This window comes from Gracilibacillus kekensis (genome assembly GCF_900143085.1).
Classification (GTDB): Bacteria; Bacillota; Bacilli; order Bacillales; family Amphibacillaceae; genus Gracilibacillus; species Gracilibacillus kekensis.
In genome coordinates this window covers 240,190-254,898 of record NZ_FRCZ01000005.1, presented here as the reverse complement: position 1 = coordinate 254,898, position 14,709 = coordinate 240,190, and the positions used below count along the sequence as shown (strand labels likewise).

The following is a 14,709-nucleotide window of genomic DNA, read 5'->3' as shown; positions in this document are numbered from 1 at the left end:
CAAGCATCTACCTGTTCAATGTTGCAACTATCAATAAAAAAATCCCAATGCAAGCCCTATCTCATGATAACGATCAAGAGCAGAGTTGGTAACTTAGGAAAGTATTGACATAATAAATAAAATGGATTTATAATACAATATAAAGAAAGCGATTTCAATAAATTTCCTCATGTGAAAAACTGGTTATTAATCTTTGTACTCGAGCAATTTCGATCAAAAAAGAAACCGGTTTCCATTCAACCATTCATCATTGATAACTTACTACATACGTTTTTTAAACGAGATATCGAAACCGGTTTCTATAAACTGGTTAAAGTATCATTTTAACTTCATCCAACTAAGTGAGAAATATCATAAATTAATTTTATAAGTGTTATTTTGAACTGTTAGGGAGGTGTTTAATAACGAACTTTTTCAGAAAAACAGTTTCAACATATACTAATTTTAGGAGGGATTTCGCTTGCTGAGAAAATGGATAGTTATGTTTTTAATCGCATTATTAATATTTTCAAACTTTAGTATAGTATCCACTACTGCAGCTGTTGAATCAACAGATACTCTATACTTAATCGGTGGAGATCAAACGAGAACATTATCTTCGGAAAATGGTACGACAGCAACTGCGGATATATTGCCACAATCAAATGAGAAGATGCAATATGTCGTAGAAGGTGTGAATGGGGAGTATAAAGGGTCTGGTAATGCTGAAGTAAATTTATATTTAAATGGTCTTGCTCCAGGTATTGGAATTGATGCCAGAATATCTTATGACTATGATGGTGACGGAAATTGGGATCGTATAGAAGTTACGCCTCTAAATCCAGTTATGGCAACTAATGGAGAGGTAGCACCTGATAGTTACGAGCATTTTCCAAGAGTACTAGAAAAAGAATCAGGACAAGATCATGCAAGCTTTTCAAACGGAAAGATTATGTTTGAAGCATGGGTTCGCTTTGGTTCTGCAGACGCTGAATTAAAAGTAAATGCACCATCCGAGGCATCTCATATCGTCTTACCATATAACTTGATTCTTTCAGATGACGGTGGATCGGGTCCTGGTGATGATGAAGATCCGGGAACTGGGGATGAGGACGTTCCAACTCCGCTTCCGTCAGAACACTATGAGGACTGGGAGCTACACTGGAGTGATGAATTTGATGGTACAGGAGACAACCTTAATGCAAATGGGGTTGATCTAAATAAATGGGATTTCCAAACTGGTACAGGTTCACAATATGGGCTTGATGGTTGGGGAAATAACGAGCAACAATATTACCAAGAGGATAACGCGAGAGTAGAAGATGGTAAATTAGTGATCGAAGCCAATAAGGAAGAGGTGAATGGAAAACCATACACATCTGCACGACTTTTCACAAAGCCTACTTTTCAAAAGAAATATGGTAAATTTGAAGCTAGAATGAAGTTACCCGAAGGTGATGGATTTTGGCCAGCTTTTTGGATGATGCCACAGGAGGATGTTTATGGTACGTGGGCATCTTCTGGTGAAATTGACATTATGGAGGCAAAGGGTCGCTTCCCACATGAAAGCTCAGGTGCCATACACTATGGAGGAGTATCACCGAACAATAGTTTTTCCGGAGGAGCGCAAGAATTTGAGGATGGTGATTCAATCACTAACTTCCATGTATATTCTGTTGAATGGGAACCTGGGGAGATACGTTGGTATGTAGATGGAAAACTTTTTCATACTGAAAATAATTGGACTAGTGTAGGTGCAAACCAACCAGCAAAATATGCATTTCCAGCACCATTTGACCAAGAATTTTACATGATTTTAAATCTTGCAGTCGGTGGTAACTTTGACGGTGGTCGTACGCCGGATGATTCGGAACTTCCAGCACAGATGGAAGTCGACTACGTACGTGTTTACGAATTAACTGGAAGAGACTACAAAGAGCCAGTAGAAACGGCTCTTGAGAAAGAAGATTTACCTGAAAATGCAAAAGATCCTATTGATGGTAACTTAATTTGGGATCCAGATTATAGTGAAGGATTTACTGAAATCTCAACTGACTCAGAAACATTGGATACGGAGTATTGGAATTTTGTCCATGTTAATACATTTGGTGGAAATGGTTCGATTGCGACTGACACATTAGATGGAGATTCTTTTGCCAAAATTGATATTACGCAAGCAGGAAATGCAACCCATGCGGTGCAATTAATTCAAAACATGACGTTAGGTACTGCAAGACATTATAAAGTTAGCTTTGATGCAAAAGCTGCTGCAACGCGTAATATCAATGTTAAAGCGAGTGGCGGGGCATCTAGAGGTTGGGCTTCATACTCAAGCAATGAATCCTTTGCGCTAACAGATGAAGTTCAGTCTTATGATTTTACCTTCCAGATGGGTGCAGAAACCGATCCACTAGCTAGACTAGAATTTAATCTTGGTACAACTACTGGTCCAGTCTGGATTGGTAACGTAAAAGTAGAGGAAATACAAGTTGAAAATAACGATCCATATAATGAAAATGCCGCGAAAGAACCTTTAGGGGATGGGAACCATATTTATAATGGAACATTTGATTTAGGTGATATGGACCGAATGACTTATTGGAATTTTGATGCATCTGATGGTACTGCAACAGCATCTGTTAATCCAGAAGAAAGAAGATTAAACGTTGCGATTACAGATGGTGGCAGCAATATAGATGATGTAACACTTACTCAAAAAGGTATCAATTTACTGCAAAATAATGACTATAAAGTAACATTTGATGCATCTGCTGACCAAGCTCGTGATATAGAGGTAGAGCTGTTAAGTAAAGATGGAAGTACGGTTTATGGTCAGGAAACGTTAAGCTTAACTACAGCGAATTCAGAGCATTCATTTACGTTCACGATGAACGATTCAACGGATGTTGAAGGACAATTCGTTGTTCAGTTAGGTGGTAATAATGCAAATGTTACTATTGATAATGTAAAGGTAATTAGGACGACGAACAATATCGATTTTGATGGTATCGATGTATTCCCTTTAGACAATGGTGATTTTTCTGATGGACAAACTTTTTGGGAAACCTATGTACACAATGATGGAGCTGCAGCAAGCTTTTCATTTGCCAATGAAGAAGCGAAGGCTACTGTAACGGGTGTTGGGGGACAACCTTGGGGTATCCAACTGTTCCAATCTGGAATGGAATTCACAAAAGGAATTGAATATGTATTATCTTTTGATGCGAAATCAACACAAAATAGAACAATCGGTGCAATTCTAGAAAACGCTACTTACACAAGATATATTGATCAAACGGTGGAGCTTACAAATCAAATGCAAAATTATAGCTTTGATGTGAAAATGCCAGCAACTGATACTGCTGATTTGAAGTTTTTACTCGGAAGTATCGATGGCTCAGCTTCATTGGGTCAGCATGATGTTGTTATCGACAATGTTGTACTTGAAGTGAAGGATGCACCAATTAATAGACCACCTTCGCTAAAAGCGGATGTAACCAATACTAAACTTGGACAGGCAATGGAGATTACCTTTAAAGATGATGCTGACTGGAGAGATCATGTAACTGCAGTTAAATTAGATGGTCAAGCGCTTGCTGCAGAAGATTATACTTTGGAAGCAGGTAAACTGATACTATCAGCTGATTTATTTTCTGAGGCGACAGCCTATGAAGTAGTCGTAGAATCTGATGGATATGCTTCATCTGCTGTAACACAGAATGTTGATGCAAATGATGGTAACTTAATACGTAATGGTGATTTTGCTAATAATACGCAAAACTGGGAAACTTGGTCAGGTGAAGGTGGAGCGGCGGCATTTGCAGTTACGAATGGAATTGCTGAGTTAAATGTGACTGCATTAGGAAGCTATGATTATGCTAATCAATTCTTCCAAGGCCCTATTAATCTTGAAGTAGGAAAAACCTATGAGCTTAGCTTTAAAGCGAGTTCAACAATCGAACGCCCTATTCAGGCAGAGTTATTTGGTGAAGGTAGTGCTCGTGTACCCTTCAATTTTACTACTGCTATGGAAACATATTCACATGAATTCACAGCTACCGAAGCAGTAATGACATTGAACTTTATGCTCGGTGATGTAGTAAATGGTGGTGAAACAACACCAACGGAAGCACATACTGTTTCATTTGATGACTTTGTATTAAAAGAAAAGGTAGAAGAACCACAAGAACCAGAAAAGGATTGGGTAGAAATTGGAGAAAACCTAGTAATCGATGGTGGGTTTGATACAACTACAACTTTCGGTACAGCTCCAGATAATTTAGTAGATGGTTGGAATATATTCAATCAAGGAGATCACGAACCATGGGCAGGCAAAGCTGCATTTAACGTTGAAAACGGGGAACTAAAAGTAAACGTACAACAAGTAGGTTGGGCATGGTGGCAAATTCAGCTACTTCAAAATCTAGACGTTCCAGCGGGAATGTACAAAGTTTCCTTTGATGCTAAATCTGATGAAGAACGACCAATGTCAGTTGAATTAGCAGGTAGTGAAATACAAACATTTACTGTTGGCAATAACATGCAAACATATGAAGCAGTTATTGAAGTTGGTGCAGATGGAGTGAAACAGCTTCTCATCGGTTTAGGAAGAGGAGAAAACGACCCAGAGCTAACTGCACCTTACAATATGGTCATAGATAATGTAAGACTAATAGAAGTAGAAGAAGACCCAGGAACAGAGGATCCAGGCACCGAAGACCCAGGAACAGAGGACCCGGGAACTGAAGATCCAGGCACCGAAGATAAAAACGTAACCTTAGATGATAAAGTGGTAAATGAGCTTGCAGATGATGGGACTATAGAGGTGAACCTCGATGCATCTCAAGAAACATTAAAGCTAACTGCAGCACAAGTTGCTAAATTAAAACAGAAAAATGCGATTATTCATGTGAATAAAGATGGAATTGATATGATGATTCCGGCATCTAACCTTTCAGGTGATGGTGATGTGGTAATCAAAATGGAAAGATTTCAGGATAATCCTGATGCCCTTTCACCAGTTTATGATTTTTCAATAAAGCAAGGGGACACAATCATTGATAGCTTTGAAAATCCTATAACTTTAAAATTTAAAGTCGATGAATCTAAGGTAGATAATCCTGACGATGTGAAATTGTATTATTATGATGAAAATAACGGCGAGTGGGTATTAATCGGTGGAACTTATGCAGATGGATATGTGATTGCCGAAACTAGTCACTTTAGTACTTTCACAGTCTTTGAGATTGCTGAAAAGGAACTTCCAGTTACAGAAGAACCTGAACCTGTCGTTGATACTCCAGATGATGACAAGGATGAAGAGCTTCCTGACACAGCATCAAATATGTTTAACTTCTTATTAATTGGTGGAGTATTACTATTGCTAGGAATGCTTGTTTTATTTAGGAAAAGAATTTTCATAAGAGGATAAATTTGAAAGAGGTAGCCGAGGCTACCTCTTTTATCTTCTAATTATGTTAGTTTTATTGTACCAAAAACAAATTATATAAACCGGTTTCTAGATAGCCTAAAAACCTTTGTCAATCAGACTTCCACAGGATTCACGAACAACCAGCTGAGGTTCAACAAGTTTAGGTTCAATATCTTGCTTATGTTGAATTAGATACTGTAACATTTGTGCAGATAATTTCCCAATCGTTTCTTTATCCTGTTTGATTGTGGTTAATTTAGGCTTGCTAAATTGGCATGCTTCGATATCATCACATCCGACCACGACAATATCCTCTGGTACTTTTAATCCGTGTTCTTGAATTGCCTCTATTGCACCTAATGCCATCAAATCAGATATTGCATAAACTGCTCTTGGATAGGGTTTCTTTGTTAATATTCGCTTCATAGCTAAGTAGCCGCTTTCTGTAAAAAAGTCACCTTTCTCAATCCAGTCATTAACTATAGGTAAAGATAAACGCTCCATTATATTAATAAAACCTTGTTTTCGATTTTTTGCAACATAAGATTGTTGTTCACCGCCGATATAGGCAATATCTCTTATAGAATTATTATATAAATGTTGTACGACGCATTCAGACAGGATCTTGTTGTCTGTCGTAACGTAACTCGTATTAGGTCCACTAATTTCTATATCAATACCTAGACAAGGTATCTCACTCTTTACTAACTCTTCGATCGTCTCCTCGATATCATCACCAGAAATAATAAGACAACCATCCACACCAAAATGTTTACATCTAGCTAAATAGCTACCATCGTCTTGTTTAAATTGCTCATTAGAAAACAATAAAATATCATAGCCTGACAAACCTATAGCTTTCTTAAAGGAGGTGATTACTTTGTTGAAAAATGGATGGGTAAAATCGACGTTAACTTTTCCAGCGTAAATGACTCCAATTAAGTTTGATTTTTTTGTTGCTAGTGATTTTGCTGAAAAGGTAGGTTGGTAGCCAGTCTCATTAATAATTTGCATTACTCTTTTCTTAGTTTTCTCATTTACACCGTTGTAATTGTTTATAATTTTTGAGACTGTGGCCCGTGAAACACCTGCCATGTCTGCAATATCTTGAATTGTAAGATTCATACTAATTCACTTCCTTATCTGGTATCTCACTAGCAGATCCTCTAACTGAACACGACTGAAAGTTATAGTTATATTATACCATATACTGCATCAATATTTGATTCTGAGGGATGGATATCCATTAAATCTTAAGTCAATTTTAAGCCTATCTCTTGATAACGATCCAGAAAATAATCCGACTATTGTTAACCGACATTCTAGATGACTTTTGTGAAATCTTCTATTTGTTAAATAAAACATAATTTTAATAGAAACTGATAATGCTTTTGAAAAATCAATTAGTTTTACCTATGGATACCATAGGTAATTTGATATTGTTCACTGTCATGGCGCCTTCTATAATTTAAATTAAGTAGCAATGCTACAAAAAAATATGGGAGATGATTCTAAATGTCAAAAGCAATTTTTTATCATGCAGGTTGTCCAGTTTGTGTAGAAGCGGAGCAAGGGGTTCTTGATTATCTTGACAAATCAAAAATTACTCCGGAAGTAGTGCATCTTGGCACGGATCAGGATCGTATTGAAGAAGCAGAAAAGGTTGGAGTAAAATCAGTCCCAGCATTGGTGATCGATGAAAATGTATATCATATCAATTTTGGAGCAAGTTTGGCTGATGTTAAAAGATAATTTTTAAAAGAAGGTGTTGTTTGGGCACCTTCCTTTTTTTCTATAAGGTTTGTTAAAATATGCCTGATAAAGCTTTAGTAAAGGCGTTTATCTTTGACAGTTGTAATCAATTGTTCCATAAACACACGGCTAGCCGCACATAAATGTTTGTTCTTTCGATAAGCGATGCCAATTTGAGTGGTGATCACCGGATCTTGAATAGGAATCGTTTTAATTTTATTGTTATCAATGTAGTCTAAGTAAGCTTTTGGTAGTATCGTGACACCGACGCCTTTGCTAACCATTAAAATGATAGATTCCATTGTCGTCATTTCAAGTACTGGCTTAGGTGTAAAATTTATGGAATGACACTGTTCATTAATAACTTGTCGTAAGAAATAAGTGTCAGGTAATAAAATTGATGGGGTATCGTTTAAAATTTGAAGTGTTACAGATTCTTTATGAGCCAAAGGATGATCTATTGGTGCTGCAAGTGCAAGGTTTTCTTCGTAGATTGGAATAGAAACTAAATCCTCATGTTCTATGGGTAAAAAAGTGATACCAAGATCTAGTTCATTTTGTAGTAGCCCCTTGTGAATATCTCCAGTTCGTAATCCCTGTACAGAAAGTTCCACATTGGGGTATGCATTATGAAATCCGATAACTGTTGGAGGAAGCAAGTAATTAACAACTGTGAGTAGAGAGCCTATTTTGAGCGTGCCCCTTTCTAATCCCTGAAGCTCACTAATTGCAGCACGTGCCTGAGATATCTCATGAAAGACATTGTAGCTGTGATCTAGCAACGTTTTTCCTGCATCCGTAAGTATGTTTTTTTTGCCAATACGATCAAACAAAGGCATTCCTACTTCATGCTCTAACAAAGCCATTTGTTGACTAAGAGAAGGCTGGGCAATGCCAAGTTTCTCAGCGGCACGTGTAAAATGCAGCTCTTGACATAACACGATAAAATATTCCAATTGCTTTAGTTCCATCGAATTCCCTCCTAATTATTCACAATTATAACCCAGGGTTTTAACTACCATTATATACTAATTATTTTATAAAAAGATGAAAATCATAGAGAAAAAGGGTTTAACTTTTTATCGCAAAATTACGAGAAGCTGAAATAGGAACCAAAACTAATTTTTTAAAAGGAGTTGGATATCGGTGAGTCAACCTGTCATAGATAGAATAATGGTAGGAAAACCACAAACATTTGGAAATAAAGAGGCAACACATCCAATGGATCTTGAGTGGACAACTGGTATTGTAAAACATTCTGTTAAAGGTAAGATTTGGGCGGGAGAAACAAATCTTGAAGGGGACGGTCAAGCAGACCTTAAACGACATGGCGGACCGGAAAAAGCGATTTTTGTCTATACTGTATCTCATTATAATTATTGGCAAAAAAAATTACACAAGCCAGACTTTTCCGTCGGTGCATTTGGTGAAAACTTAGCTGTTAAAAACATCAATGAAAACGATCTAAGTATCGGTGATGTATTTCACATTGGTGAGGCTGTCGTTCAAGTTTCGCAACCAAGGCAACCATGTTGGAAACCAGCAAGACGCTGGAAGATAAAAGATTTAGCTATACAAATACAACAAGAGGGCTTAACAGGATGGTATTTTCGTGTTCTAAAAGAGGGCGAGATACAAGCAGGAGATTATCTCCAAATTCAAAAAAGACCATTCCCAGAATGGACAGTGGCTAAATGCAATGATGTTATGCACAATAAAAAACATGATTTAGAATTAGCAGCTAGACTTGCTGCATGTGAACTGCTCGCACCTAACTGGCGTAATACGTTATCTAAACGTGCAGGAGGTAAAGGGAAATTGGATATTCGTAATCGTGTAATAGGACCAAATGAATAATCATGATGTTGAGAGACTACAGAGATTTTACTGTAAGGGGGATTGGAAATGAAAATAGATGTATTGCAACATGTAGCCTTTGAAGGATTAGCAGCGATTCAAGAGTGGGGAGAAAAGAAAGGTGTGGAATTTACAACACACCGATTAGATCAAAAACAAAGCTTTCCTGATGCGGAAGAAGTTAATTTCCTTATTATCTTAGGTGGCCCAATGAGTTCCAACGACTCACAAGGGTGGCTTGAACAAGAACGGCAGCTTATCGAACAAGTCATTGCGTTGAAAAGACCGATCTTAGGTATTTGTCTAGGTGCGCAACAAATTGCCAAAACGCTTGGTGCTAGGATTTACCAAGATTCATATAAAGAAGTAGGCTGGCATCCGATTCAATCCACTTCAGAAGTATTTGATTTTGTACCTAAGGACATGACGGTATTTCATTGGCATGGCGAACAGTTTGAGCTTCCACAAGGTGCAACTAGGTTATTTCAAAGTGAAGCATGTCCAAAGCAAGGATTTATGTATAACCAGCATGTGATAGGGTTGCAATTTCATTTTGAAGCTACCGAAGAAAGTATTGAATCTATTCTTATTAATGATAGCGATTATATCGATCAAGGCAGATATGTTCAACCCGCATCAACAATAAAAAAACACCCTATTCCAGTCGAAAACAAACATGTTTTATTTAATCTATTGGACTATTTATCGAGGTATGGATAAGTATTGCTGTCCGCATGAGCACTGGCTTTTTGTTATAATTAAGGTACCAATGCAAATCAACTGAAAATGATGTGTTATCATGCGGAGAGAGATTAACGAGATTCAAAAAGTACTTAAAAATCTATTCATACTAAAGTAAGAAAAGAAGGTGTGGAAATGCAATTAAAAGAACTTTGTCATTTACTCGATATGCCTAAAGAAGTTCAAGAAAAGGTAGTCAAATATGGAAATGAAATAGACTTTAAAAAAATTAATAGTGAAATCACTAAAATGAATAATCCAAACTCTTGGGATAAAGAGAGAGAAGAGCTGACTGGATTTCTGACACCCGACGAAACAGGATTAAAAATGTTGACATGCCAATTGCATGCCGTTTGTAATACATACGAAAGGTACAAGGATATGGGCATTTCAGATGAGATATTTATACAAACGATGAAGTTCTTTTCAAGATTTCTATATAGATATCATGAAATACATGGGGAATATAAGTATGTGTGGGCGTGGTGGGCTGTCAGACAGATCTCCATGCAGGAATTTCGAATTGGTGAACTGGAATATGAAATGATAATTCAAGATAACAAAAAAGTAATTAGCATTCACATACCATCAGACATCCATTTGACAAGTAGTAATCTTAGGAAATCTTATCAAGATGCCCGGAATTTTTTTGCGAAATTCTATCCTGCATATGCTAATGCGGAAATGATTTGCGGAACATGGATGCTGGCACCGGAATTGAAAAATCTGTTGCCGGAAGGTTCTAGGATTTTGCAGTTTCAAAAATCATTTGTGATAACCAGCCAAGATGATAATAGCTCAGGCATACTTGATTGGGTTTATGGAAGTAAAGATATCCCATTTAAAAATTTACCCGAAGACACTTCTTTACAGCGTAAATTAAAGAAATATCTACTAGATGGCGGTAAAGTGGAGTGGACAAATGGAACATTAGTATCTAATCCCTTTTGTGGATGAGTGTCAGGTCCTTCAACAAAACAAACGTGAGAAGGTGGGGGATATTAAAATATTAGCTGCCTGCTTTTAGACAAACTAGAGATACTTTCAAACAAAAGGGAGTAGTTAAAATTAGTAAGTAAATTAATTTAAGCGAAAATTGGAGAAGATATTATTAACTTAAAAGGTATTTTAGAAACACTATATATAGTTGGAAGTGAGGGATTTTGTATGATTAAAACGGAGAGTGCTTATAGAGAAGCTGTGCAAAAACTTAAACAAGATAAAGTATTTATTGATTCAGAAAAGAATCGCTTTATTGAGATGGGACTTGAAAAAGAACATATTGAGCTTGCTATTCAACCCTATGTCTCTTTTCATGAACAGTTAAAAGAAGAAGTTGATTATTATGAGCAAATAAAACGCGGAGAATTTGATACAGTAATTAATTTACGCACAATCGGTAACACTTTAATCGCATATAGAATTTATATTGGAATGTCACAAAATGAACTGGCGGAGAAATTAGGTGTATCTCCATCACAGGTTTCACGTGATGAAAGAAATGAATACTATGGTGCTACAATTGAACGAATTCAACAAGTAATGGAAGCAATGAATATGACCTCAGTTACAAAAGTAAATCCGACAGATATAATTTCAGCTTAATAGTAGCATAGACGAAAGAGTAAGCAAATAGAGACAGTTCAAATATATTTCTTACCTGTCTCCATTTTATCTACTACAATTTTTTAATTCGAGATAAGTCAAAATACTCTAAACTAAAATTATTTCAGGTGTCTGTCATTACCCAAACTTGGTCATTTTCTCATAAAGAATGGGACACAGAGATTGTGTCCCCGTGTCCCACTTGTATCTGTTGTAAAAAATGTTCTATAATACTTTATTTACTAAGGTGATCATTGTCATCAAAATACAATTTAGGATATTTCCTACCTGAAATCAATTGCTTTCTATACCCTTTTTCTCCTTACACCGAGGACAATTGCTCCGCCAACTACTAATAAAAGGATACCTAGAATTAGATAGTTAGTAATATTTGTCGCTGTATCTGGCAGTTCATTATTGCCAGCAGCATTTGTCTCTTCAGATTCTTCTTCCTCTTGTTCATTTTCATCTTGGCTTACCTCTGCAAATACACCGTACGTGGAAAAATGCGGAACCGATAACTCTATGACTTGATTTTCCTCATCGACTTTACCACCGCGGTGTTCCCATTCATCTGTTTCGTCATTATAATAATAGATAGCTATCTTGCTGGTATCAACATCATCGTAATAGCCCAACACTAATGTGAACGAACCCTCAGGTGATTGTCCATTCGGATATTCAAACTCAAAAGTCAATATTTCACCAGCTACTTCAAGTCCTTCATGATTTGTGTCCTTTGGATCTTTAGCTGTGACTTTTAATTTTGTTCCAATAGGCAGGTCTTCTGGTAACGTTATTTTAGCATTAGTTCCTGTTATTGTATAAGTCTTGCCACCAACTACTTCTATTGCTTCATTATCTAATTCAATTTCTAATACTAGTTCTTCTGCTTCTCGTTCTACTAAATTATCTATCGCTTCTTGTAAGGCTTCTGCTTCTGCATTTACGTCCTCTTGAGTTGCTTCATCATCAGCAAGAACTGCTTCTGCATTTGCAATTGCAGATTGTAATGCAGCATACGATTCTTCCGTGTACGCTTCCTCATTGGTGATCGCTTTGGCTTTGTCTAGTGCGCTTTCAAGTTCTTCTGTTTCTAATTCTGGATCCCTGTCTTGAGCAAACATCCAATCAAAGATGTTCTTATCTGCGTACTCTTCATGGCCTGCGCCATACGTAAAAGTGGCGTTTGATTGGCCAATAAGGTTACTGAACACTTGTGCTTCGGTTTCGTGCGGCGTCCAATCAAATCCGTAATATGGAAAATTAAAGGCTTGATTTGTTTCCAAAACCGTCACGTTAGCCTCTGAATATAAGTCACTGGCGCCAGCGCCTGTTGAGAAATACTCGGTCCAAGGATCACCCATGAAGTCATCCTTATGTGTATGTGCCCATATGGAAGTTTTTGTATACTCAGGGTTCTCGTTAATCTGTTCCTCGGTTGGCAAGTTACCTCCTGCAAGTGGAACGATTGCTGCGAGGAACTCTGGATTGCGGTTATAGAAACCGGCTGTGTACATACTGCCCATCGAGAAGCCGGACATGTAGATACGGTTTGGATCCACTTTGCCCTCTTCAGCCAGTTTTTCCACATATGCCATAAGTGCCTCGTTATTGTCCTGATCGTTCGAGTGATTCTGTGTAGCTATGATGTGTGCGTTGTACTTGCCCGGGTTCTCCAGTTGGCGCTTGGAAAGCACAGCAGCCCCGTTCGCAGTTTGCATGGGTGCGAAGTAGTCTCCCGAAGGACCACCGCGACCGCCGCCATGGTTGTAGATGAACAGCGGGAGAGGGCCAAGGTCTTCCCAAGATTCGTCTATTGAAATCAGAATGTCCATGTTACCTGTGCCGCCCGGGTTCGTTTTGTCCGGATCAAACTTGTCGAGCGCCGGATTTACTACCGCTTCTTGAGTGAATTTTGGGATTATGGTAGTGCCGTCTGTCAGTTTGATTTCACGATCCACGTTGATGCGGTAATTAAGGATCGCCGAGAATGCGTTTTGCAAATTACCCGATACCATTGACCCAGAGGTATAGCCATTGGCATTCCAGAACTCCAGTTCAACGATGATGTAACGTCCGCTTTCAGGCGTATCTGTTACGAGGTCGTCGGATCCCGGTGCAGGCGATATGTAGCCAAGCGGTTCGGGATCATTGTTTACATATACTCTGTTGATACTGCGCATGCCGTCGAAAATCACAGTCGAGCCATCAAGCCTTGTGTTCCTGGCAGCTGCCGAGAACATGTCGGAGCTCAGGTCGGAAAGGTTTGCCGTGTTGCCTTCGCCAAGGTCGATGATAACCGCCGTTGTGACGTTTCCAACAGAGAATATGTCATTATACACTGTGAACGGTAAGTCCATCGCGCTTGAATCAGGTTTGAATGTCACGTGGATGCTTGTGTCACTTGCGGTGACGTTTTGGATTGTGTATGTGTTGTCTGTAACATCCACTTCTTCGTCGTTAACCGTAACCTTGTCCACTTCAAACCCGAACTCGGGGTTAAACGTGAAGGTCACGTCTTCACCATCGTTTACCCATACATGACCTGTCTGGGAGGTCGGGCTTATACTGCCGTTCTCGCCGGATGACGCCATGATGTAGTGCTGAACGCCAGAGGTCACGTTCGGTTCATACAGTCGTAATGACGGTGACTCCTGCATCTGTTCAAGTAGTTGCTCCGTGCTCGTCGTGCCCGCCACCTTACTTTTCGCAGTGAAGCCGTCTACCGTACTCGTTAGGGCAAAGTTCCATTGGTTGTTCCCGCTCCAAATGTACAGGGATGCTGTGCCTTCTTCTTCATCCAAAGCATGGAGCAACAGGCTTTGCTGATTGGCATTGTTGGCTGCACTGGTCGTATTGAGGGGTGCATGCTGTGCGTTGAAGCTGGATTCCCTTCTCAGAGGCTCCGTCCCTCCGCCTTCACCGGGAGCATTGTTCAATATATAGTAGCCCGGACCTTCGCCAAGACCACCGGATGCCTCCGCAGTATTTGCGCCAAGGCCAAACTGCCAAATCATGTCCTCGGTCACTTCGGATGTGATTAAACCGTCTTCAATGGTCACGGGCTTGGACACCATGCCGATCTGAGTGTCGCCGGTGACGTCGCCAGGTGTGTTGATTGTCGCTTGAGCGTTAGTAAGTGCGCCGTGCTCGGATACGATGAGATAGCTTTTGCCAATCTGGACATCAGCAGGGTCGACCTGCCTCCACGTGTCGTTTGGTGCCGCCGTGGTTTGTGGTAAGTTGAATTCCATTACCATAATGAAACAAATCAAAAGAGCCACAACTAATTCTACTTTTCGCATTATCTAAAACTCCTCTCTTAGTCCTTGTTTCTTTCT

At 38.8% G+C, this 14,709-nt stretch carries 9 protein-coding genes; 6 read left to right on the top strand and 3 right to left on the bottom strand.

Going from position 1 to position 14,709, the window contains the following annotated elements; all coding sequences use genetic code 11:
- Positions 1 to 460 precede the first annotated feature (460 nt).
- Entirely contained in the window at positions 461 to 5,410 is a 4,950-nt protein-coding gene (locus BUC25_RS13495) for a carbohydrate binding domain-containing protein (protein ID WP_073202409.1), read from the top strand.
- Between the two features lie 96 nt (positions 5,411 to 5,506).
- Here BUC25_RS13495 and BUC25_RS13490 read toward each other — a convergent pair whose 3' ends face one another.
- A complete protein-coding gene (locus tag BUC25_RS13490) occupies positions 5,507 to 6,535 on the bottom strand; it encodes a LacI family DNA-binding transcriptional regulator (protein ID WP_073202407.1) in 1,029 nt (342 codons plus the stop codon).
- A 390-nt stretch (positions 6,536 to 6,925) separates the two neighbouring features.
- On the opposite strand from BUC25_RS13490, the gene BUC25_RS13485 reads away from it, so the two are divergent.
- Entirely contained in the window at positions 6,926 to 7,162 is a 237-nt protein-coding gene (locus BUC25_RS13485) for a glutaredoxin family protein (RefSeq protein WP_073202406.1), read from the top strand.
- Between the two features lie 74 nt (positions 7,163 to 7,236).
- On the opposite strand, the gene BUC25_RS13480 is transcribed toward BUC25_RS13485, so the two are convergent.
- Positions 7,237 to 8,133 carry a LysR family transcriptional regulator gene (locus BUC25_RS13480; protein WP_073202404.1) on the bottom strand — a complete coding sequence of 299 codons (897 nt, stop codon included), beginning with the start codon at positions 8,131 to 8,133 and terminating at the stop codon, positions 7,237 to 7,239.
- A gap of 175 nt (positions 8,134 to 8,308) precedes the next feature.
- Here BUC25_RS13480 and BUC25_RS13475 point away from each other — a divergent pair, with 175 nt between their 5' ends.
- The 4 genes from BUC25_RS13475 (at position 8,309) to BUC25_RS13460 (ending at position 11,365) form a co-directional block, all read left to right on the top strand.
- Positions 8,309 to 9,019 carry an MOSC domain-containing protein gene (locus BUC25_RS13475; protein WP_244535186.1) on the top strand — a complete coding sequence of 237 codons (711 nt, stop codon included), beginning with the start codon at positions 8,309 to 8,311 and terminating at the stop codon, positions 9,017 to 9,019.
- A 48-nt stretch (positions 9,020 to 9,067) separates the two neighbouring features.
- Positions 9,068 to 9,739 (top strand): type 1 glutamine amidotransferase, encoded by a 672-nt coding sequence (locus BUC25_RS13470; protein ID WP_073202403.1) that lies wholly within the window; start codon positions 9,068 to 9,070, stop codon positions 9,737 to 9,739.
- A 156-nt stretch (positions 9,740 to 9,895) separates the two neighbouring features.
- On the top strand, positions 9,896 to 10,717 hold the full coding sequence (locus tag BUC25_RS13465; protein WP_073202401.1) for an acyltransferase domain-containing protein: 822 nt from the start codon (positions 9,896 to 9,898) through the stop codon (positions 10,715 to 10,717).
- A gap of 210 nt (positions 10,718 to 10,927) precedes the next feature.
- Positions 10,928 to 11,365, top strand: coding sequence for a helix-turn-helix domain-containing protein (locus BUC25_RS13460; protein WP_073202400.1), 438 nt, complete (start codon positions 10,928 to 10,930; stop codon positions 11,363 to 11,365).
- Between the two features lie 305 nt (positions 11,366 to 11,670).
- On the opposite strand, the gene BUC25_RS13455 is transcribed toward BUC25_RS13460, so the two are convergent.
- Positions 11,671 to 14,673 carry an LPXTG cell wall anchor domain-containing protein gene (locus BUC25_RS13455; RefSeq protein ID WP_170862704.1) on the bottom strand — a complete coding sequence of 1,001 codons (3,003 nt, stop codon included), beginning with the start codon at positions 14,671 to 14,673 and terminating at the stop codon, positions 11,671 to 11,673.
- Between the last annotated feature and the right edge of the window lie 36 nt (positions 14,674 to 14,709).

Excerpts from the sequence above, each read along its gene's own strand:
- BUC25_RS13490 (WP_073202407.1), bottom strand. The coding sequence starts at position 6,535 with ATGAATCTTACAATTCAAGATATTGCAGACATGGCAGGTGTTTCACGG.
- BUC25_RS13485 (WP_073202406.1), top strand. The coding sequence starts at position 6,926 with ATGTCAAAAGCAATTTTTTATCATGCAGGTTGTCCAGTTTGTGTAGAA.
- BUC25_RS13480 (WP_073202404.1), bottom strand. The coding sequence starts at position 8,133 with ATGGAACTAAAGCAATTGGAATATTTTATCGTGTTATGTCAAGAGCTG.
- BUC25_RS13470 (WP_073202403.1), top strand. The coding sequence starts at position 9,068 with ATGAAAATAGATGTATTGCAACATGTAGCCTTTGAAGGATTAGCAGCG.
- BUC25_RS13465 (WP_073202401.1), top strand. The coding sequence starts at position 9,896 with ATGCAATTAAAAGAACTTTGTCATTTACTCGATATGCCTAAAGAAGTT.
- BUC25_RS13460 (WP_073202400.1), top strand. The coding sequence starts at position 10,928 with ATGATTAAAACGGAGAGTGCTTATAGAGAAGCTGTGCAAAAACTTAAA.
- BUC25_RS13455 (WP_170862704.1), bottom strand. The coding sequence starts at position 14,673 with ATGCGAAAAGTAGAATTAGTTGTGGCTCTTTTGATTTGTTTCATTATG.